Origin of the sequence: Brevundimonas sp., assembly GCF_013912005.1 — a bacterium.
Lineage (GTDB): Bacteria > Pseudomonadota > Alphaproteobacteria > Caulobacterales > Caulobacteraceae > Brevundimonas.
Genome location: NZ_JACESB010000002.1, coordinates 63,564 through 82,405, shown reverse-complemented (window position 1 = coordinate 82,405; position 18,842 = coordinate 63,564). Strand labels below are relative to the sequence as shown.

The window sequence follows — 18,842 nt, the reverse complement described above, 5'->3', positions numbered from 1 at the left end:
AACTGAAGGAAGCAGCATGCGGCGAGTGGTCGTCACCGGACTGGGCATCGTCTCCTCGATCGGCACCGGGCAGGACGAGGTCGCGGCCTCCCTGCGCGAGGCCCGTTCCGGCGTCCGCTTCGCGGAGGATCACGCCGCGCACGGCTTCCGGTCGCAGGTCTGGGCCCCGCCGGCGCTCGGCTGGACCGCCGAGGACTGGGCCCCGCGCGTCGACCGCCGCGCCGCCCGCTTCCTCGCCAACGGCACGGCCTGGGGCCATATCGCCTTCGAGGAGGCGCTGAAGGACTCCGGCCTGACGCCCGAGGAGATCAAGGACGAGCGCATCGGCCTGATCGTCGGCGAGGGCGGCCCCTCGACCCAGGTCATCCTGCAGGCGGCCCAGACCACGATCGAGAAAGGCTCACCCAAGCGCATCGGCCCGTTCGCCGTGCCCAAGGCCATGGCCTCCGGCCCCTCGGCCGTGCTGGCCACCTGGTTCGAGCTGAAGGGGATCAACTATTCGATCAGCTCGGCCTGCGCGACCAGCGCCCACTGCATCGGCGCGGCCGCCGAACAGATCGCCTGGGGCAAGCAGGACGTGGTCTTCGCCGGCGGCTGCGAGGACATCGACTGGTCGATGTCCAACATGTTCGACGCCATGGGCGCCATGTCCTCGAACTTCAATGCGACTCCGGCCAGGGCCAGCCGGGCCTATGACAAGGACCGCGACGGCTTCGTCATCGCCGGCGGCGCCGGCATCGTCGTGCTGGAGGAATACGAGCGGGCGAAGGCGCGCGGCGCGACCATCTACGCCGAGGTCACCGGCTACGGCGCCAATTCCGACGGCTACGACATGGTCGCCCCCTCGGGCGAGGGCGCCGAGCGCTGCATGCGCATCGCCCTGGAGATGGCCGGCAATCCGAAGATCGACTACCTCAACCCGCACGGCACCTCGACGCCGGTGGGCGACAGCAAGGAGATGGGCGCGGTGCGCAACGTCTTCGGCGACGCCCTGCCGATGATCTCCTCGACCAAGTCCCTGACCGGCCACAGCCTGGGCGCGGCGGGTGCCCAGGAGGCCATCTACTGCCTGCTGATGATGAAGCACGGCTTCGCCGCCGAGAGCGCCCACATCGAAAACCTCGACCCCGAGTTCGAGGGCATGCCGATCCTGCGCCAGCGCCACGACGGCGAGCTGACCCACGTCATGTCCAACAGCTTCGGCTTCGGCGGGACGAACGGCACGCTGATCCTGTCGAAGGTCTGAACCGCAACACGCCCGGCGCGCTATAGTCGGCTCCCCGACACACGGAGCCGCTCCTGACCGCCGATCCCTACATCCTCTTCCTGCTGGGCCTCGGCGGCGTGGTGCTGCTGGTGTCCTGGGCGCCGGTCGGCCTCAAGCGGCTGCCGCTGACGCTCGCCATCCTGTGCGTCGCCCTCGGCGTGCTGGTGTTCTCCAGCGGTCTCCTGGCCTTCGACCCCGACCCGCGCACCTGGGACACGGCGGCCGAGCGCCTGACCGAACTGGTCGTGATCATCAGCCTGATGGGGGCGGGGCTGAAGATTGACCGGCCGCCGGGCTGGCGCGCCTGGTCGACCACCTGGCGGCTGCTGATCGTCGCCATGCCGCTGACCATTGCGGCGACGGCCGTTCTCGGCTGGGCGGGACTGGGCTTCAGCCTGGCCATGGCCCTGCTGTTCGGGGCCAGCATGGCGCCGACCGATCCGGTGCTGGCCGCCGACGTCCAGGTCGGGCCGCCGAAGTCCGGCGACGAGGACGAGGTCCGCTTCGGCCTGACCTCCGAGGCCGGGCTGAACGACGCCCTCGCCTTCCCCTTCGTCCACCTCGCCATCCTCGCCGCCGCCGGCGGCCTGGCCAGCCAGACGGGTCTGACCGACTGGTTCACCGTCAAGGTCGGCTGGAAGCTGCTGGCCGGCCTGGGCGCGGGCCTGCTGATCGGCAAGGTCCTCGGCTATCTGCTGTTCCGCAGCCGTCGCGGCCTGTCCCGGCTGGCGGACGGACTCATCGCGCTGGCCGCCACCCTGATCGCCTATTCCCTCACCGAGATCGTCCACGGCTACGGCTTCCTCGCCGTCTTCGTCTGCGCCGTGATGATCCGCGGCTCCGAGCGCGACCACGACTTCCACCAGGAGATGCACGACTTCTCCGACCAGATCGAACGGCTGCTGATGATGCTGCTGCTGGTCCTGTTCGGCGGGGCCCTGGCCAACGGCCTGCTGTCCAGCCTGACCTGGACGGACGCCCTCGTCGGCCTCGCCGTCGTCTTCCTCGTTCGCCCCGCGGCCGGGCTGCTGGCCATGGTCGGCTCGGGCCAGCCCCTGCGCGAGCGCCTGCTGCTGGCCTTCCTCGGCATCCGCGGCGTCGGCTCGGTCTACTACCTCGCCTACGGCATCAACCACGGCGACTTCGGCGACAGCGAGCGGCTGTGGGCCGTGGTGGGCTTCATCATCCTGCTGTCGATCGTGGTGCACGGCGTCACCGCGACGCCGCTGCTGGCGCGCCTGAGCCGTCGCCGCGAGACGACCGCCGCGGCCTTCCCCGAGGGCGCCGCCCCTGCTAACCCTCCCGCCTCGAAGGACGGAGACTGACGATGGCGAGCGAGAGCGGCTGGAACATGCCCACCGGTGAACTCATGAAGGGCAAGAAGGGCCTGATCATGGGGGTCGCCAACAGCAATTCCATCGCCTGGGGCATCGCCTCCCAGCTGGCCGCCCAGGGCGCCGAACTGGCCTTCACCTATCTCGGCGAGGGGCTGGAGCGCCGCGTGCGCCCGCTGGCCGAGAGCGTCGGCGCCAGGCTGCTCATCCAGGCCGACGTCACCGACGACGCCTCGATGGACGCCGCCTTCGCGGAACTGGAGAAGGAATTCGGGACCCTCGACTTCGTCGTCCACTCGGTGGCCTTCGCCAACAAGAACGAGCTGCAGGGCTCGTTCGTCGACAACACCACCCGTGACAGCTTCCTGCTGGCCATGAACATCTCGGCCTTCAGCTTCGTCGACGTGGCCCGCCGCGCCTCGAAGCTGATGCCGAACGGCGGCGCCATGATCACCATGACCTACCTCGGGTCCGAGCGCGCCATCCCGAACTACAACACCATGGGCGTGGCCAAGGCGGCGCTGGAGGCGGCGACCCGCTACATCGCCCGCGACCTCGGGCCCAAAGGCATCCGCGTCAACGCCATCTCGGCCGGGGCCATGCGCACCCTGTCGCTGGCCGGCATCTCGGGCGGCCGCGGCATGATCGCCCAGGGCCGGGCCATGTCGGCGATGAAGGAGGACACCTCCATGGAGGGCGTCGCCGGCTGCGCCCTGTGGCTGTGCTCGGACCTCGGCCTGTCGACCACCGGCGAGGTCATCCACGTCGACGCCGGCTTCCACATGATGGGCCTGCCGGACAGCGACGAGGGCTAGCGCGCGCTCCGCTCCACGCGGCGATAGGCGTACCGGTCGCGGATGTTCGGCCCGAAGAACCGCCCCTTCGAGAAGGCGGCGCGGAAGTCCGCGACGACCTCCGGCGGCACCGCCTCGTAGTCATAGACGTCGCCCGAGGTGAAGATCACGCGCAGGCGACGGTGCGGTTCGTCGTAGGTGAAGCGGCGGATGACGCTGGAGGGCATGGCCGCCGCTCCGCCTCAGTCCCGCAGCGAGTCGGGCACCAGGCCGCCGTTCTCGGCCAGCTTGCGCCACACCGCCTTCGACAGGGCCATGTTCTGCTCGGCCGAGCCGTGCGCGCCGGCGTGGATATTCAGCTCCTCCGCGAGCTGCTTGCGCGCCTCGAGGCTGGAGTCGAGGCCGAGCAGCTTGAGCAGGTCGACGATCGAGGTGCGCCAGTTCCCGGCCGCCTCGCCCTTCATCTCGGCCATCGACTGCAGCACCGCCTCGACGTCGACCGGCGGGAGGGTCGTCGCGACCGGCGCGGCGGCGGTCGGGGCGATGGTCGGCGTCGGGATCTGCGGCGTCGGCGCCTGCGCCTTCCTGTGTCCCCGGATCCGCTCCCATATCGAGCTGAAGATGCCCATGCGCGTCGCCTCCTTGGTGCGGGCGATCAACGCCCGGCGGAGGGCGGGGTTCAGTCGGGCTCGCGCTCGTCGACCTCCGTCGGCCGCACGGCGCGCAGCCAGCCGTCGGCGATGTGCAGGTCCGGGACCGCCTCGCGGGTGAAGGGCAGGTACCAGGTGGGGCCGCCAGTCGCCGGGGCGATCTCCAGCATGTCCGAGGCCCCGAAATTCTGCACCGACTTGACCCGACCCAGCACGGCGTCCTCGGGATCGCGCGCCTCCAGGCCGATCAGGTCGGCCAGATAGAATTCGTCCTCCTCCGGCTCCGGCAGCCGGGCGCGGGGGACGAACAGCTTGAGGCCGCGCAGGGCGTCGGCCGCCTCCTTGGTGGCGATCTCCTTCGCCCGGCCGACCACGCCGTTCTTGTCGAGCCGCCCGGACAGCAGGGTCAGGCCCGGCGAGCCGTCGGCGCGCAGCAGGTCGCGGTAGTCGAGCAGGGCCATGGGATCGGCGGTCCAGGCCGTCACCCGCACCTCGCCCTTCACGCCGAACCCGCCGGCCACCTGGCCGACCAGAACCAGCTTCTCCTTGCTTTCGCTCATCGGGGACCGTCGCCGTTCATGTTGCGCCTCAACTAGCGCGAAGCGCGGCCGGCGCACGCAAAAAAGAAAGGCGGCGCCCCGGGGGACGCCGCCTTCCGCATTCGGTCCGGCGAAGGCCTCAGCCCTCGGCCTTCTCCTCGGTCGCCTCTTCGGCGGCCGGGGCCTCCTCGGCGCCGGCCTCAGCGGCCGGAGCTTCCTCGGCGGCCGGAGCCTCCTCGGCCGGAGCGGCGTCCGCAGCGGCCTTGGCGGCCTCGGCTTCTTCCCTGGCGCGGGCGGCGGCTTCGGCGGCCTCGGCCTTCGCGGCGGCTTCGGCTTCCAGACGGTCGGCCTCGCGCTGGGCGCGCTCGGCGGCGCGCTCCTGGGCCTTCTTGCCCGGCTCGGCCTTCTTCGGGTTGTTGCCCTGGGTCCACTTCACCTTGCCGGCCAGCGCCTCGTCCTGCGACAGGAAGCGGGCGACGCGGTCGGTCGGCTGGGCGCCCTTGCCGAGCCATTCGGCGATCCGGTCGGTCTTCAGGGTGACGCGCTTCTGCTCGCCGTCGCGCGGCAGCATCGGGTTGTAGGTGCCGACGCGCTCGATGAACTTGCCGTCGCGCGGGGCGTGCGAGTCGGCGACGACGATGTAGTAGTACGGGCGCTTCTTGGCGCCGCCGCGGGCCAGACGAATCTTCAGCATTTCAGGTCTCTTTCTCGGAAGTCAGTTCTTCTTGGGGAAGCCCGGCAGGCCCGGAAGCCCCCCCGGCAGTTGTCCGCCGCCCATGCCGGCGAGCCGGTCCTGGAGGGCTTTCAGTTCGTCGGCCGAGGGTTCGGGCATCTTGCCGCCCCCCATGGCCTTGAGGCGCGCCATGTCCGGCCCGCCCATGCCGCCGCCGACGCCGCCCAGCATGGCGGCCATCTGCTGCATCTTCTTCGGCCCGCCGCGCGACAGCGCCTTGACCGTGTCGGCCATCTGGCGGTGCTGCTTGAGCAGGCGGTTGACGTCCTGGACCTCGACCCCGGCCCCGGCGGCGATGCGCCGCTTGCGGCTGGCGTTCAGCAGGTCGGGCTTCTTGCGCTCGGCCTTCGTCATCGAGCTGATGATCGCCTCCTGGCGGCTGATCATCCGGTCGTCGATGTTGGCGTCGGCCATCTGGGCCTTCATCTTGGCCACGCCGGGCAGCAGGCCCATGATCCCCTGCAGGCCGCCCATGCGCTTCATCTGCTGCAGCTGGCCCATCAGGTCGTCGAGGTCGAACTGGCCCTTGGCCAGCTTCCGCGCCATCTTCTCGGCCTTGGCCTGGTCGAGCTCCTGGCTGGCCTTTTCGACGAGGGCCACGATGTCGCCCTGGCCGAGGATGCGCCCGGCCACGCGGCGGGCGTCGAACACCTCCAGCTGGTCGACCTTCTCGCCGGCGCCGAGGTATTTGATCGGCAGGCCGGTGACGGCCCGCATCGACAGCATGGCCCCGCCGCGCCCGTCGCCGTCGGCGCGGGTCAGGATCAGGCCGGTCAGCGGCAGGCGCTCGTGGAAGGCGCGCGCGGTGCGCACCGCGTCCTGACCGGTCAGGCTGTCGGCGACGAGCAGGGTCTCGACCGGCTTCGCCACCTGGGCGACCTCGGCCACCTCGGCCATCAGGGCCTCGTCGAGGGTGATGCGGCCGGCGGTGTCGAGGATCAGGACGTCGAAGCCCTGCAGCTTCGCCGCCTGCAGGGCGCGGCGGGTGATCTGCACCGCGCTCTCGCCCTTGACGATGGGGAGGGTGGCCACCTCGATCTGCTTGCCGAGGGTCTCGAGCTGCTCCATGGCCGCCGGACGCCGGGTGTCCAGCGAGGCCATCATCACCTTCTTGCGGTCGAACTTCGTCAGCCGCAGCGCCAGCTTGGCGGAGGTGGTGGTCTTGCCCGACCCCTGCAGGCCGGCCATCAGCACCACCGCCGGCGGCGTGGCGTTGGTGTTGAGCGGGACCGGCTCCTCGCCGCCCAGCATCTCGACCAGGCCGTCGTAGACGATCTTGACCACCTGGTCGGCGGGCTTGACCGAGCGGATCACCTCCTCGCCGGTGGCGCGCTCGGTGGCGAAGGCGATGAAGTCCTTGACGACCGGCAGGGCGACGTCGGCCTCGAGCAGGGCCACGCGCACCTCGCGCATGGCCTCGGCCACGTCCTTCTCGGACAGGGCGCCGCGCCCGGTGATCCGGTCGAAGACGCCTGTCAGCCGCTCGTTCAGAGCCTCGAACATCCAAACCCTTTCTTGCGCGGTCCCGCGGCTCCATACGACGACGGCCCCCGTGGACGATCACGTCGACGGGGGGTTCTCGCCTGCCTCGTCCGGCCGGGCCGGGGTCGTGCAGGTGGAGACGCAGGGTTCACTTGCGCCGGAAGCGGCGGCTTATGGCGGAAAACCCCGGCGAAGACAAGGCGAGGGCCGCCGTCGGGTGATCACCGTTCAGCTTTCGGCGAATTCACGCAGGGTCGCCTTTTCGCCTTCGAAGGCACATCAGCCTGCAACAGCGTGACCGTATCTCCCGGCCGTCGCCCCCCTGAGCGACCGCATCCCCCAAGGAGATCGTCGTGAAAATCATCGCTTCTCTCGCCGCCGTCGCCGTTCTCGCCGGAGCCGGCGCCGCCGCCGCCCAGGACGCGCGGGTGCCCTGGTCCGACCTCAACCTGTCGACCGCCGCCGGCGCGGCCGCCTTCGAAGCCCGGCTCGACGCGGCGGCGCGCCGGCTCTGCCGTGACGCCCGCCAGCCCGGCAGCCGGATGGGCGACCGCGATCGCTGCATCGCGGCCTTCCGCGCGGAGGCCGTGCGCCAGCTGCCCGCCGCCGCCCAGGCCGATCTGGCCCTCGGGCGCGCGCCCCTCGTCGAGGGCTGATCGCCGCATGCACCGGGGCCGCCCGGGTGGGCGGCCCCGACATGCCATAAGTCCTGCTTTTGGGTAGCTTCGCAGTTCTCGGCCTGTAGTCGCCGTGTTGTCGCGATTCTGGTCTGGCGAACGTCACATCCGACAATCATGTGGCTTGTGCCGCAATCCCGCGGCCTGGAGCTCTTCCAATGACTCGCACCCTGCTTTCCCTCGCCGGCGCCGCGCTGCTGTACGCCGCCCCGGCCGCCGCCCAGGACGCCGTGCGCGTGCCCTTCGCCGACCTGGACCTGTCCACCGGCGCCGGCGCCGCCGCCTTCGACGCGCGCGCCGCCGAGGCCGCCCGCAACACCTGCCGCCGCGGTCCGTCGCAGATGATCGACACCAACTGCGTCAGGATCCTCCAGCGCGAAATCGTCCGCCAGCTGCCGCGCCCGCGGCAGGAGGACTACGCCCGCGCCCGCCGCGGCGAGCGCCTGCTGGCCATGGCCGCCCCCGCCTGGCCGGCCTGAGCCGGACCGGCGCCGCGTCCATGCAAAGGGCCCGCGGATCGCTCCGCGGGCCCTTGTCGCCTCAGTGGGTCGGGAAGCCCCGCACCTTGAGCAGGGCGGCCACGTCCGGGTCGCGGCCGCGGAAGCGGCGATAGGCCTCGCCGCGGTCGGAGGAGTTGCCCTCCGACAGGATGATCGCCTTGTAGCGGGCGGCGATGTCCGGATTGAACACGTCGCCGGACTCCTCGAAGTAGGCCCAGGTGTCGGCGTCCATCACCTCCGACCAGAGGTAGCTGTAGTACCCGGCCGAGTAGGCGTCCGAGGTGAACAGGTGATTGAACTGCGGCAGGCGGTGCCGCATCACGATCTCCTTCGGCATGCCGTAGCGGGCCAGGCTCTCGCGCTCGAAGGCGTCCGGATCGGTCGGCGGATCGGCGCGGGTGTGCAGGTCCATGTCGACCAGGGCCGAGGACAGGTAGCTGACCGTGGCGTAGCCCTGGTTGAAGGTCTGCGAGGCCTCGATCTTGTCGACCAGCGCCTGCGGCATCGGCTGGCCCGTCTCCACATGCTTCATGTAGCCGTCGAGGATCGGGCGGCTCAGCACCCAGTGCTCGTGCACCTGGGACGGATACTCCACGTAGTCGCGCGGCGTGCCGCCGAGGCCCGGATAGGTGATCCGGTACGACAGGTAGTGCAGGGCGTGGCCGAACTCGTGGAACAGGGTCTCGGCGTCGTCCAGCGAGATCAGCACCGGCTGGTCGCCCTCGGCCTTGATGAAGTTGTTGTTGTTCGAGGCCAGCACGTTCTTGACCCCGTCGTAGGTCGAGTAGCCGCGGTAGCTGGTCATCCAGGCGCCCGAACGCTTGCCCGGACGGGCGTAGTCGTCGGCGTAGTACAGGCCGGCGTGCCGGCCGTGGTCCTTGACCTCGTAGACCACCACGTCCGGATGCCAGACCGGCACCGTCCCCGCCGGCAGCTTCTCGAAGGTGAAGCCGTACAGCCGCCGCGCCATCTCGAACGACCCGGCCCGCACGTTGTTGAGCTCGAAGTACGGCTTCAGCTCGTTCTGGTCGAGGTCGTACTTCTGCTTCCGGACCTTCTCGGCGTAGTACAGGTAGTCCCACGGCTCGATGTCGTGGCCGGCGATGGCGCGCATGTCCGCCACCTCCTCCGCCACGCGCGCCTTGGCCGGTTCCCAGACCCGCATCATCAGGTCCATGGCCGCCTCGGGCGTCTTCGCCATCGTGTCCTGCATCCGCCAGGCCGCGTGGTGCGGGAAGCCCAGCAGCTTCGCGCGCTCCGCCCGCAGACGGACGATCTCGGCGATGGTGGCGTTGGTGTCGTTGGCGTCGCCGTTGTCGCCGCGGTTGACGAACTTGCGCCAAACCTGCTCGCGCAGGGCGCGGTCGTCGGCGAAGCTGAGGAAGGGATCCACGCTGGAGCGCGTGTTGACGATCACCCAGCCGTCGATGTTGCGGGCGCGGGCGGCCGCGGCGGCGGCGGCCTTGTTCGACGCCGGCATGCCGGCCATCCCGGCCTCGGTCGGAATGACCGTCCAGGTCTTCTCGTCGTTGACGACCTTCTGCGAGAAGGCGGTGAAGGCGTTCGACAGGGCGGTGTTGATCCGGCCGAGCTCGGCCTTGCCGGCCGCGTCCAGGGCCGCGCCGTTGCGGACGAAGGCGTCGCGGGTGCGCTCGGCGTAGCGGGTCTGCTCCGGCGTCAGCCCCATCCGTCCGGCGTTGTCCGCCACGGCGCGGATGCGGGCGAACAGCGCCTCGTTGAAGATGATCTCGTCGCCGGCGGCCGAGAGCAGCGGCGACACCTCGGTGTCCACGGCCTGGTAGTCGTCCGAGCCGATGTTCTGGGTCATGACCCCGAAGATGCTGCTCGCCCGGTCCAGCGGCTCGCCGGCCATCTGGTAGGGCACCAGGGTGTTGGCGAAGGTCGGCGCGTCCGGGTTGTTGGCGATCGCCGCGATCTCGGCGCGCTGCAGCTCGATGCCCTCGAGGATGGCCTCCCGCAGCTTGGGCGCCGTGACCTTGTCCCACGGCGGCACGCCCTGGTAGGGACCGGTCCACGGTTGCAGAAGCTCCGCCCGCGGCGTCTGCGCCGGCAGGACGGCGCGACCGATGCGGGCGTCCTCGGCCAGCGAGGCCGGCGTCTGGCCGGCTTCGCCCATGCCCGGTTCCATGCCGTTCGCGGCGCAGCCCGACAGGGCCATGAAGCTCCCGCCGGCGATGAGAAGGTGTCGTCTGTGCATGGGGCGCTCCGGGCTGCCGAACGAGGGGGTGGGTGACCCTATGCCCTCCTCCGCCTGACTGTCACCTGAACCGGCTGTAATCTTCGCCGGTGGACGCCGCAGGGCGGCGCGGCTAAAGCGCGCGATCATGGCCATAGGCGTTTTCGACTCCGGCGTGGGGGGCCTGACGGTCCACCGCGAACTCACCCGCCGCTTCCCGGCGCGGGACTTCGTCTATCTGGCCGACCAGGCCAACGCCCCCTACGGCGGCCGCGAAGGCGAGGACATCGTCGATCTGACCCGCGCCGGCTGCGAGCGGCTGTTCGAGGCGGGCGCCAGCGTCATCGTGCTGGCCTGCAACACCGCCTCGGCCATCGCCCTGCGCCGCCTGCAGCAGACCTGGGTGCCCGAGGCCCGGGCCCGGCACGGGCGGCCGCTGAACGTGCTCGGCATCATCGTCCCGACCATCGAGGCCGCCACGGGCCTGCCGTGGTCCTACGAGGCCGAACGCCACGGGGAAAAGGTCGAGGCCATCGACGTCGTCGGCGTCTTCTGCACCGCCGCCACCGCGATGAGCCGCGTCTACGAGATCGAGATCGACAAGCGGCGCGAGGACCTGGCGGTCTTCTCCGAGGCCTGTCCCGGACTGGCCGGGCTGATCGAGCTCGGCGCGCCCGCGGAGGAGCTGCGGGTGGTGGTGCAGGATCATGTGGACGCCCTGCGCCGCCGCATCGGCCGCCACCCGGACAAGGCCATCCTCGGCTGCACCCACTACGAGATCGTCGCCGACGTCTTCGCCGCCGCCCTGCCGCCGGGCACGCCGCTGATCCATCAGCCCACGGCCGTGGCCGATGCGCTGGACCGCTACTTCGCCCGCCATCCGGAGTACGACCTGGGCGGATCCGGCCGGCGCGACTTCCTAACCACCGGCCAGCCCGGGCCGCAGTCGGAGCTGGTCAGCCAGTTCTGGGGCGCGCCGCTGACCTTCGACGCCGCCTGAGACGCCTCTTGACGTCGCCGCGGCCGTCGGCGCCGATGCGCGTCGGGAGGACGCCCTGATGAAAGCCCAACTGCTCGCCGGCGCCGCGCTGTGGCTGGTCGCCGGCCCGGCCTGCGCCGAAATCGCCAGTCGCAGCGCCGACAGCTTCACCCTGACCTATGAGCGGCCCGTGTCGGCCGCGCCCGACGCGATCCTCGCCGCGATCGGCCGCCCCGCCGGATGGTGGAGCGACGCCCATACCTGGTCGGGCTCCGCCTCGAACCTGACCGTCGATCTGCGGCCCGGCGGCTGCTGGTGCGAAGCGCTTCCCGGCGGCGGGGTCCGGCACGGCGAGGCGGTGCTGGTCTGGCCGGAGCGGCGCATGGTCCGCTTCGACGCCCCGTTCGGCCCCTTGCAGGGCATGGCGGCGGATGCGGTGCTGACCATCAGCTGGGCCGAGGCCGAGACCGGCTCCGCCCGGCTGCTCAAATGGTCGTTCGTGGTCTCCGCCCCGGGCGCAGGCGCCCTCGCGGAGCCGGTCGACGCCGTGATCGGCGAGCAGTTCGCACGGCTCGCCGATCATCTGGACGCGCGCTGATCAGCCGGCCAGCGCCGCTTCCGAGGCGATGATCCGGCTGGCGGCGTGGACCACCGCGCCGATCCGGAGCGCCGCCTGCACCTGGGTGTTGGCCACCCCGTGCTTGCGCAGCTCGGCCTCGTGGGCGTCCATGCAGGCGCCGCAGCCGTTGATCGCCGACACGGCCGTCGACCACAGCTCGAAGTCCATCTTCTCCACGCCCGGATTGGCGATGACGTTCATGCGCAGGCGGGCCGGAAGCGTCGTGTACTCCTGGTTCTTCATCAGGTGTAGCGACCGGTAGTAGATGTTGTTCATGCCCATGATGGCGGCCGCGGCCTTGGCCGCGTTCATCGCCTCGGGCGAGAGGACGGCGGCGGCCTGCGCCTCGATGGCGCGGACCACCGGCGCGACGCCGACGGCGTGGGCGGAGGCCAGGAAGCAGCCCCACTTCTGCTGGTCGTTGAGCACCGTCTCGCTGGCCAGCGAGGACAGGTTCAGCGAGATGTCCTTGCCATAGGCGGGGATGAGATCGCGCAGGGCGTCGATCGACATGGAAGACTCCTTGAGAGCTGCCGCGCCTCGCGCGGCGTGAAGCCCGCCGGCCGCGCCCGGGCCGCAGCGATCCGGTCGCTCACGTCGGCGCGGCAGGGCGGATACAAAACAGGCGGCGACTTGCGCCGCCGCCTGTTCGTGAAGACGCTGGCGCTACTGTTACGCCGCCAGGGTCTCGCCACCCACCGGGCGGTTGCAGGCGCACAGTTCGTCGGTCTGCAGGGCGTCGACGACGCGCAGGGTGTCGGCCGGGGCGCGACCGACGTTCAGGTTGGTCACGTAGACGTGCTGGATGACGTTGTGCGGATCGACCACGAAGGTGGCGCGCAGGGCGACGCCCTCTTCCTCGTCGAGGACGCCCAGGGCGCGGGCCAGCTTGCCGCCGTTGTCGGCGAACTGCCAGATCGGCAGCTTGTTCAGGTCGGCGTGGTCACGCCGCCAGGCCAGCTTGGTGAACTCGTTGTCGGTCGAGCCGCCGAGCACCACGGTGTCGCGGTCCTCGAAGTCGCGGGCCAGCTTGGCGAATTCCGCGATCTCCGTCGGGCAGACGAAGGTGAAGTCCTTCGGGTAGAAGAAGATGACCTTCCACTTGCCCTCGAAGCTCTTCTCGGTGACCGGCTCGAACGCCGAGACGCCGTTCTCTTCATGGCTGTTGAAGCCCGGCTTCACGCCGATGATCTTGAACTCAGGCAGTTTCTGACCGACGCCCAGCATCGCTGTTCTCCTCGAAGGTTGGTCTGGTGGAAATCCGGAGCGCCGGGGGAGCGGCGCTGCGATGCCGAGATGGCGCGTGCGCTGCACAAAGTCAATGATAGGAAACCGGTTTCCGCGATAGATAATTCCTATCGGCATCATAGGCTGACGCGGCCTGACGATGCGGGTCCGCGGCCTTTACCGCGGGCGCGCGGTTCGCCACCCTCGGCAGGTCCAAAGGGAGTCCCGCATGCCTCGTCTGCTCGCCGCCGTCCTCGTCGCCGTCGCCGCCGTTCCGGCCGCAGCCGCCGCCCAGACCCCGCCCGCCACCATCGGCGAGCGCTACGTGCCCGCGCCCTGGTGGATGCGCGATCCGGTGATCGCCTCGATCGGCCACGTCCGCACCCAGGTGCCCGCCAACCGCGCATCCTTCGGCGCGGCCTTCCAGGCGATCGACCGCAGCGCCCCCGACGCCTCGGCCCGGGCGGCCGACCAGATCCGGGCGCTCAGCCAGGCGCTGGCGGCCTATGGCGTCGACACGGTGCGGGTGGAGACGACCGTCAGCACCCGGCCGCTCTACGATCAGTACCGCGACGAGAACGGGGTGCTCCGCGACAACGTCCGGTCCGACCGCATCGAGCGGTACCAGGCCGACGCGGCCATCAGCGTCACGGTGCGCGACATGCGCGTGCTGGAGCGGGTCTACGCCACGGTCGTGGCGGCCCAGCCCACCTCCATCGGCCAGGTCTCCTTCAACCTCGAGCCCGACAATGCGGTGAAGACCTGGCTGCAGGGGGAGGCGGTGCGCGATGCGGCCCGGCGGGCCCGGGAGGCCGCCGCCAACGCCGGGGCGTCGCTCGGCGCCGTCAGGGTGATCGATCCCACCGGCCGGGCCTGCCAGACGGACGTGCTGGCCGGCTGGCCCTCGTACGGCGGGACCTCGCTGGCCACCGATGTCGACTATGCGCCGGCGTTCGCGCCGCCCCCGCCGCCCGCTCCCCCGGCTCCGCCTGCGCCGGCCGGGCGCGGCGCGCCGACGGAACAGCAGATCGAGGCCGCCCGGCTCGCGCTGCAACCGCCCCTCCGCGAGCTCGCGGACGAGGCCTGCGTTGTTTATGCGTTGGACTGACGATCCTTGTTGACGCCGCGCCGCCGACAGGCGACCGAGGCGCATGTGCGCTTTCCAGCTCGATCCGGCCTTCCAGTCGGGTTCCGTCGCCGCCGTCGACTGGCCGCTGTGCCACGTCAGGCTCCAGGATGACTCCCGCTTTCCCTGGCTGATCCTGATTCCGCGCCGCGAGGGCCTGCACGAACTGGAGGACCTGGACCCCGCGGCCCGCGCGACGCTGACCGAGGAGGTGATCGCGGCCGGGCGGCTGGTGCGCGAGATCGCCGAAGCGGCGGGCCGGCCGATCCAGAAGCTGAACGTGGCGTCGCTCGGCAATGTGACGGCCCAGCTGCACGTGCACGTGATCGGCCGCCGCCATGACGACGGTCTGTGGCCGGATCCGGTGTGGGGAAAGGGGGCGCCGGTCCCCTACGCCGCCCAGCCGCTGCAGATCGCCCTCTCGCGGCTGCGCCTCACCCGGGGCGGCTGAGCGTCACCCGCCGCTCCGCGCCGCCGGCGCGCAGCACGCCCCGCCAGCCCTGGCCGCTCCGCTGCAGGCGCAGGGAGCCGAGGCCGTCCAGACGCAGCTCCCCGGAGTCCACGACCGCCGCGCCCGCGCCCCGGCGGCCGCGCCAGCCGCCCTCCACCACGCCGCCGGCGTCGCTCAGGACCAGGTCGAACAGGACCTCTCCCTCGCCGTCGACGGCGCGCCAGTAGCCGTCCAGCGGCCCGGCCGACTGGTCCGCCCGGAGCTCGGCCGAGGCGACCCCCTGGTCGTAGGCGACCTCGGCGTCGGCCGGACTCGTCTCGTAGGAGCGGACGTAGGCGTCCACGCTCACCGGCGCCTCGAGCGGCGGACGGGAGGCGACACCGCCCCCGTCCCCCTGCGCCGGCTCCTCTCCGAAGCCGGGAGGCGGCTCGAACGGGCGAACGGCCGGCGCCTCGTAGGGAGTCGCGGCGGACGGATGCGGCGCAGCCTGGGGGGAGATCAGGGCCGCAAGGAGAACTGGCAGAAGTCCCGACATGGCCGCAGGCTGCCGTTCCCCGGCCGCGGCCGCAAGCCGCTCCGCATCGCGCGCCGAATCGTGGGGACGCGTCCGGGCCCTGCGACGGGCGGCCGCGCCGCGTTGACCCCCGGCGCACCGCTCACTAAAGCCAGAACATCATAGAGCGGCCGCTGATTTCGCTCGGGTTTTTGAGAACCATTCGCAACATGTCGAGCTCTCCCCTTCCGGGCGACGCCTCCAACGATCCGACGACGGACCAGACCGGCCGTTTCGTGCGTCAGCCCAACGGCCGGGTCCGGCCGCTGTCTCCCCACCTGCAGATCTGGCGCTTCCACACCACCATGTGGGGCTCGATCCTCAACCGCTTCGCCGCCGGCGCCCTGTCGGTGGGCAGCCTGTTCATCGGCGGCTGGCTGGCCGCCGCGGCCTTCGGTCCGGACGCCTACGCCGGCTACGCCGCCTTCATGGGATCGCCTCTCGGCCTGCTGATCTGGTTCGGGATCACCTGCGCCGCGGCCTACCACCTGACCGCCGGCGTCCGCCATCTGGTCTGGGATGCGGGCGCCGGACTCACCCCGAAGGCGGCCGACGCCCTGACCGTGGTCAGCTTCATCGCGGCCCTGGTGATCTCCGTCGGCTTCTGGATCGTACTGTTCGCGTCCGGAAAGGTGGTTCTGTGAGCAAGTCCGCCCGCTTCATCCGCAATGTGAAGGTGTCCGAGCGCCATGGCGCCGGCGAGTGGACGGCCGAACGCCTGTCCGCCCTGGTGCTGGTCCCGCTGGCCCTCTGGGGGCTGTGGAGCGCCTGGAGCCTCTCCGGCGCCGGCTACGACGGCGCGCTCGACTGGTTCCGCTCGCCGGTCAACAGCAGCCTGCTGGCCGTGACGCTGCTGATCAGCGTCTGGCACATGAACATGGGCCTCAAGGTCATCGTCGACGACTACATCCACAAGCCGTCGTCGCGCACGGCCCTGCTCGGCCTCATCGGCGCCCTTTGCCTCCTGCTGGCCGCGGCCGGCGTCTTCTTCATCGTGCGCCTGGCGCTGGGCTCGGCCCCGCTCCCGGCCGGTCTCGGAGCCTGATCTTTGGCCGCCTACGAATTCGTCGATCACGCCTATGACGTCGTGGTGCTGGGCGCCGGGGGCTCCGGCCTGCGCGCCGCCCTCGGCGCCGCCCAGCAGGGGCTGAAGGTCGCCTGCGTCACCAAGGTCTTCCCGACCCGCTCGCATACGGTCGCGGCCCAGGGCGGCATCTCCGCCTCGCTCGGCAACATGGGCGAGGACTCCTGGCAGTGGCATATGTACGACACCGTCAAGGGGTCGGACTGGCTGGGCGACCAGGACGCCATCGAGTACCTGGTCCGCAACGCCCCGCAGGCGGTGTACGAGCTGGAGCACTGGGGCGTGCCCTTCAGCCGCACCGAGGACGGCCGCATCTACCAGCGGGCCTTCGGCGGCATGACCCGCAACTTCGGCGAGGGCCCGGTGCAGCGCACCTGCGCCGCCGCCGACCGCACCGGCCACGCCATCCTGCACACCCTCTACGGCCAGTCGGTGCGCCGCGAGGTCGAGTTCTTCGTCGAGTATTTCGGCCTCGACCTGATCATGCAGGACGGCGTCTGCACCGGCCTGACGGCGCTGAAGCTGGACGACGGCACCCTGCACCGCTTCCGCGCCAAGCTGGTCATCCTGGCCACCGGCGGCTACGGCCGCGCCTATTTCAGCGCCACCAGCGCCCACACCTGCACCGGCGACGGCAACGCCATGGTGCTGCGCGCCGGCCTGCCGCTGCAGGACATGGAGTTCGTCCAGTTCCACCCGACCGGCATCTACGGGGCCGGCTGCCTGATCACCGAGGGCGCCCGCGGCGAGGGCGGCTATCTGACCAACTCCGAGGGCGAGCGCTTCATGGAGCGCTACGCCCCGACCGTGAAGGACCTCGCGCCGCGCGACATGGTCAGCCGCTCCATGACCATAGAGATTCGCGAGGGCCGGGGCGTCGGTCCGAACAAGGACCACATCTTCCTGCACCTCGACCACCTCGACCCGGCCATCCTGCACGAGCGCCTGCCGGGCATCTCGGAATCGGCCAAGATCTTCGCCGGGGTGGACGTCACGAAGCAGCCGATCCCGGTGCTGCCGACCGTGCACTACAACATGGGCGGCATCCCCACGAACTATCACGGCGAGGTGCTGACCCTTCGCGACGGGAACCCCGACAGCGTGGTGCCGGGCCTGATGGCCGTGGGCGAGGCCGCCTGCGTCTCGGTCCATGGCGCCAACCGGCTGGGCTCCAACTCGCTGACCGACCTGGTGGTGTTCGGCCGCGCCGCCGGCCTGCGCACCGGCGAGATCGTCGACAAGGCGTCGGCGGTGCCGGACGCCCCGGCCTCGGCGACCGACCCGCACCTGGCGCGCCTCGACCGCTTCCGCCACGCGGACGGCTCGACCCCGACCGCCCAGCTGCGCATCCGCATGCAGCGGGCCATGCAGTCCGACGCGGCGGTGTTCCGCACCGGCAAGACCCTGGCCGAGGGGGTCGAGAAGCTGCGCGCCATCGACGCCGCCGGAGCCGACATCCGCACCACCGACCGCGGGCTAATCTGGAACACCGACCTGGTCGAGACCCTCGAGTACGACAACCTCATCGCCCAGGCGCTGGTCACCATCGAGGGGGCGCTGAACCGCACCGAATCCCGCGGCGCCCACGCCCGCGAGGACTACCCGGACCGCGACGACCAGAACTGGATGAAGCACACCCTCGCCTGGAAGGTCCCGGGCGAGACGGTGCGCATCGACTACCGTCCGGTGCACAATTACACGATGTCCAGGGACATCGATTACATCGAGCCCAAGGCGCGGGTTTACTGATGGTCCAGCTTACGCTTCCCAAGGGCTCGAAGCCCGTCACCGGCAAGGTCTACAAGGCCCCGCCCGGCGCAAAGAACGTCAAGACCTACAAGGTCTACCGCTACGACCCCGAGATCGACGCCGATCCGCGCTGGGACGTCTACGAGGTCTCGGCCGACGAGCACGGGCCGATGCTGCTCGACGCCCTGATCCACATCAAGAACGAGATCGACCCCACCCTGGCGTTCCGGCGCTCGTGCCGCGAGGGCATCTGCGGCTCCTGCTCGATGAACATCGACGGACGCAATGCGCTGGCCTGCACCAAGGGCATGGAGGAGTGCGCCTCCGACACCATCGCCATCGCCCCGCTGCCGCACCAGCCGGTGGTCAAGGACCTGGTGACGGACCTGTCGCTGTTCTACGCCCAGTACGACTCGATCCAGCCCTACCTCCAGTCCGACGAGCCGGACCCGGAGAAGGAGCGCCTGCAGTCGCCGGAGGACCGGGCGAAGCTGGACGGGCTGTACGAGTGCATCCTGTGCGCCTGCTGCTCGACCAGCTGCCCCAGCTACTGGTGGAACCAGACCGAGTACCTCGGCCCGGCCGCGCTGCTGCAGTCCTACCGCTGGATCGCCGACAGCCGCGACGACGCCACCGACAAGCGGCTCGACGACCTCGAGGATCCGTTCAAGCTCTACCGCTGCCACACCATCATGAACTGCGCCCAGGTGTGTCCGAAGGGGCTGAACCCGGCCAAGGCCATCGCCGAGACCAAGAAGCTGATGGTCTCGCCGTCCCGGAAGAAAACCGCGCCCGCGGCCTGATCCGTCGGCCGGCCGACACAGGAACGTCGACGGCTCCCCCCGGTTGGGGTCCCGCGCGCGCCTCTGCGCGCCCAGGAG

At 70.7% G+C, this 18,842-nt stretch carries 22 protein-coding genes; 13 read left to right on the top strand and 9 right to left on the bottom strand.

All coding sequences use genetic code 11. The annotated features are described in order from the left end of the window. Nucleotides 1-16: 16 nt before the first annotated feature. From fabB to H2038_RS02225, 3 genes are all read left to right on the top strand, one after another. Nucleotides 17-1,246, top strand: coding sequence for a beta-ketoacyl-ACP synthase I (fabB, locus tag H2038_RS02235; RefSeq protein ID WP_292108830.1), 1,230 nt, complete (start codon nt 17-19; stop codon nt 1,244-1,246). 101 nt (nt 1,247-1,347) lie between these two features. Continuing rightward, a complete protein-coding gene (locus tag H2038_RS02230) occupies nt 1,348-2,592 on the top strand; it encodes a cation:proton antiporter (protein ID WP_292108829.1) in 1,245 nt (414 codons plus the stop codon). A gap of 26 nt (nt 2,593-2,618) precedes the next feature. Next, a complete protein-coding gene (locus tag H2038_RS02225) occupies nt 2,619-3,416 on the top strand; it encodes an enoyl-ACP reductase (protein ID WP_292109080.1) in 798 nt (265 codons plus the stop codon). Here the strand turns inward: H2038_RS02225 and H2038_RS02220 are convergent. The 5 genes from H2038_RS02220 to ffh form a co-directional block, all read right to left on the bottom strand. After that, nucleotides 3,413-3,622, bottom strand: a complete 210-nt coding sequence (locus tag H2038_RS02220; protein WP_292108828.1) for a KTSC domain-containing protein — start codon at nt 3,620-3,622, stop codon at nt 3,413-3,415. The two genes, H2038_RS02225 and H2038_RS02220, sit on opposite strands and share 4 nt — an antisense overlap. A 15-nt stretch (nt 3,623-3,637) precedes the next feature. Next, nucleotides 3,638-4,024, bottom strand: coding sequence for a DUF3597 domain-containing protein (locus H2038_RS02215; protein WP_292108827.1), 387 nt, complete (start codon nt 4,022-4,024; stop codon nt 3,638-3,640). Between the two features lie 50 nt (nt 4,025-4,074). Next, nucleotides 4,075-4,605 carry a ribosome maturation factor RimM gene (gene rimM, locus H2038_RS02210; RefSeq protein ID WP_292108826.1) on the bottom strand — a complete coding sequence of 177 codons (531 nt, stop codon included), beginning with the start codon at nt 4,603-4,605 and terminating at the stop codon, nt 4,075-4,077. A 118-nt stretch (nt 4,606-4,723) separates the two neighbouring features. Next, on the bottom strand, nt 4,724-5,278 hold the full coding sequence (gene rpsP / locus H2038_RS02205) for a 30S ribosomal protein S16 (protein ID WP_292108825.1): 555 nt from the start codon (nt 5,276-5,278) through the stop codon (nt 4,724-4,726). Nucleotides 5,279-5,299: 21 nt separating this feature from the next. Further along, nucleotides 5,300-6,820 (bottom strand): signal recognition particle protein, encoded by a 1,521-nt coding sequence (ffh, locus tag H2038_RS02200; RefSeq protein WP_292108824.1) that lies wholly within the window; start codon nt 6,818-6,820, stop codon nt 5,300-5,302. A gap of 332 nt (nt 6,821-7,152) precedes the next feature. Here ffh and H2038_RS02195 point away from each other — a divergent pair, with 332 nt between their 5' ends. Then, nucleotides 7,153-7,455, top strand: a complete 303-nt coding sequence (locus tag H2038_RS02195) for a UrcA family protein (protein ID WP_292108823.1) — start codon at nt 7,153-7,155, stop codon at nt 7,453-7,455. A gap of 179 nt (nt 7,456-7,634) precedes the next feature. Beyond that, nucleotides 7,635-7,955, top strand: coding sequence for a UrcA family protein (locus H2038_RS02190; RefSeq protein ID WP_292108822.1), 321 nt, complete (start codon nt 7,635-7,637; stop codon nt 7,953-7,955). 61 nt (nt 7,956-8,016) lie between these two features. Here the strand turns inward: H2038_RS02190 and H2038_RS02185 are convergent, their stop codons facing one another. Continuing rightward, nucleotides 8,017-10,194, bottom strand: a complete 2,178-nt coding sequence (locus H2038_RS02185) for a M3 family metallopeptidase (RefSeq protein ID WP_292108821.1) — start codon at nt 10,192-10,194, stop codon at nt 8,017-8,019. A 127-nt stretch (nt 10,195-10,321) separates the two neighbouring features. Here H2038_RS02185 and H2038_RS02180 point away from each other — a divergent pair, with 127 nt between their 5' ends. Both H2038_RS02180 and H2038_RS02175 read left to right on the top strand, forming a co-directional pair. Then, nucleotides 10,322-11,173, top strand: coding sequence for an aspartate/glutamate racemase family protein (locus tag H2038_RS02180; RefSeq protein ID WP_292108820.1), 852 nt, complete (start codon nt 10,322-10,324; stop codon nt 11,171-11,173). A 58-nt stretch (nt 11,174-11,231) separates the two neighbouring features. Then, a complete protein-coding gene (locus tag H2038_RS02175; RefSeq protein WP_292108819.1) occupies nt 11,232-11,750 on the top strand; it encodes an SRPBCC family protein in 519 nt (172 codons plus the stop codon). Here H2038_RS02175 and H2038_RS02170 read toward each other — a convergent pair whose 3' ends face one another. Further along, nucleotides 11,751-12,284, bottom strand: coding sequence for a carboxymuconolactone decarboxylase family protein (locus H2038_RS02170; RefSeq protein ID WP_292108818.1), 534 nt, complete (start codon nt 12,282-12,284; stop codon nt 11,751-11,753). A gap of 159 nt (nt 12,285-12,443) precedes the next feature. After that, nucleotides 12,444-12,998 (bottom strand): peroxiredoxin, encoded by a 555-nt coding sequence (locus tag H2038_RS02165; RefSeq protein WP_292108817.1) that lies wholly within the window; start codon nt 12,996-12,998, stop codon nt 12,444-12,446. Between the two features lie 229 nt (nt 12,999-13,227). Between H2038_RS02165 and H2038_RS02160 the strand changes: the two genes are divergently transcribed. Beyond that, nucleotides 13,228-14,106, top strand: a complete 879-nt coding sequence (locus H2038_RS02160) for an SIMPL domain-containing protein (protein WP_292108816.1) — start codon at nt 13,228-13,230, stop codon at nt 14,104-14,106. Nucleotides 14,107-14,149: 43 nt separating this feature from the next. Beyond that, nucleotides 14,150-14,575: an HIT domain-containing protein gene (locus H2038_RS02155; protein ID WP_292108815.1), complete on the top strand. Its 426-nt coding sequence runs from the start codon at nt 14,150-14,152 to the stop codon at nt 14,573-14,575. On the opposite strand, the gene H2038_RS02150 is transcribed toward H2038_RS02155, so the two are convergent. Then, nucleotides 14,559-15,110 (bottom strand): hypothetical protein, encoded by a 552-nt coding sequence (locus tag H2038_RS02150; protein ID WP_292108814.1) that lies wholly within the window; start codon nt 15,108-15,110, stop codon nt 14,559-14,561. The genes H2038_RS02155 and H2038_RS02150 overlap by 17 nt on opposite strands. Nucleotides 15,111-15,298: 188 nt before the next feature. Here H2038_RS02150 and sdhC point away from each other — a divergent pair, with 188 nt between their 5' ends. From sdhC to H2038_RS02130, 4 genes are read left to right on the top strand one after another with little or no spacing between them, the layout of a single operon-like run. After that, complete coding sequence (sdhC, locus tag H2038_RS02145; RefSeq protein WP_292108813.1) at nt 15,299-15,772, top strand: succinate dehydrogenase, cytochrome b556 subunit; 474 nt, start codon at nt 15,299-15,301, stop codon at nt 15,770-15,772. After that, complete coding sequence (gene sdhD, locus H2038_RS02140; protein ID WP_292108812.1) at nt 15,769-16,173, top strand: succinate dehydrogenase, hydrophobic membrane anchor protein; 405 nt, start codon at nt 15,769-15,771, stop codon at nt 16,171-16,173. Before sdhC ends, sdhD begins: the two co-directional genes overlap by 4 nt. Nucleotides 16,174-16,176: 3 nt before the next feature. Continuing rightward, on the top strand, nt 16,177-17,961 hold the full coding sequence (sdhA, locus tag H2038_RS02135) for a succinate dehydrogenase flavoprotein subunit (protein ID WP_292108811.1): 1,785 nt from the start codon (nt 16,177-16,179) through the stop codon (nt 17,959-17,961). Next, nucleotides 17,961-18,764: a succinate dehydrogenase iron-sulfur subunit gene (locus H2038_RS02130; protein WP_292108810.1), complete on the top strand. Its 804-nt coding sequence runs from the start codon at nt 17,961-17,963 to the stop codon at nt 18,762-18,764. The genes sdhA and H2038_RS02130 overlap by 1 nt, the downstream gene beginning before the upstream one ends. Nucleotides 18,765-18,842 lie beyond the last annotated feature (78 nt).

Coding starts and splice junctions, on each gene's coding strand:
- H2038_RS02165 (WP_292108817.1), bottom strand. CDS start 12,998: ATGCTGGGCGTCGGTCAGAAACTGCCTGAGTTCAAGATCATCGGCGTG.
- H2038_RS02185 (WP_292108821.1), bottom strand. CDS start 10,194: ATGCACAGACGACACCTTCTCATCGCCGGCGGGAGCTTCATGGCCCTG.
- rimM (WP_292108826.1), bottom strand. CDS start 4,605: ATGAGCGAAAGCAAGGAGAAGCTGGTTCTGGTCGGCCAGGTGGCCGGC.
- H2038_RS02155 (WP_292108815.1), top strand. CDS start 14,150: ATGTGCGCTTTCCAGCTCGATCCGGCCTTCCAGTCGGGTTCCGTCGCC.
- H2038_RS02130 (WP_292108810.1), top strand. CDS start 17,961: ATGGTCCAGCTTACGCTTCCCAAGGGCTCGAAGCCCGTCACCGGCAAG.
- H2038_RS02170 (WP_292108818.1), bottom strand. CDS start 12,284: ATGTCGATCGACGCCCTGCGCGATCTCATCCCCGCCTATGGCAAGGAC.
- H2038_RS02190 (WP_292108822.1), top strand. CDS start 7,635: ATGACTCGCACCCTGCTTTCCCTCGCCGGCGCCGCGCTGCTGTACGCC.
- H2038_RS02215 (WP_292108827.1), bottom strand. CDS start 4,024: ATGGGCATCTTCAGCTCGATATGGGAGCGGATCCGGGGACACAGGAAG.
- H2038_RS02150 (WP_292108814.1), bottom strand. CDS start 15,110: ATGTCGGGACTTCTGCCAGTTCTCCTTGCGGCCCTGATCTCCCCCCAG.
- rpsP (WP_292108825.1), bottom strand. CDS start 5,278: ATGCTGAAGATTCGTCTGGCCCGCGGCGGCGCCAAGAAGCGCCCGTAC.
- H2038_RS02175 (WP_292108819.1), top strand. CDS start 11,232: ATGAAAGCCCAACTGCTCGCCGGCGCCGCGCTGTGGCTGGTCGCCGGC.
- H2038_RS02160 (WP_292108816.1), top strand. CDS start 13,228: ATGCCTCGTCTGCTCGCCGCCGTCCTCGTCGCCGTCGCCGCCGTTCCG.
- sdhC (WP_292108813.1), top strand. CDS start 15,299: ATGTCGAGCTCTCCCCTTCCGGGCGACGCCTCCAACGATCCGACGACG.
- H2038_RS02180 (WP_292108820.1), top strand. CDS start 10,322: ATGGCCATAGGCGTTTTCGACTCCGGCGTGGGGGGCCTGACGGTCCAC.
- fabB (WP_292108830.1), top strand. CDS start 17: ATGCGGCGAGTGGTCGTCACCGGACTGGGCATCGTCTCCTCGATCGGC.
- H2038_RS02220 (WP_292108828.1), bottom strand. CDS start 3,622: ATGCCCTCCAGCGTCATCCGCCGCTTCACCTACGACGAACCGCACCGT.
- H2038_RS02225 (WP_292109080.1), top strand. CDS start 2,619: ATGCCCACCGGTGAACTCATGAAGGGCAAGAAGGGCCTGATCATGGGG.
- ffh (WP_292108824.1), bottom strand. CDS start 6,820: ATGTTCGAGGCTCTGAACGAGCGGCTGACAGGCGTCTTCGACCGGATC.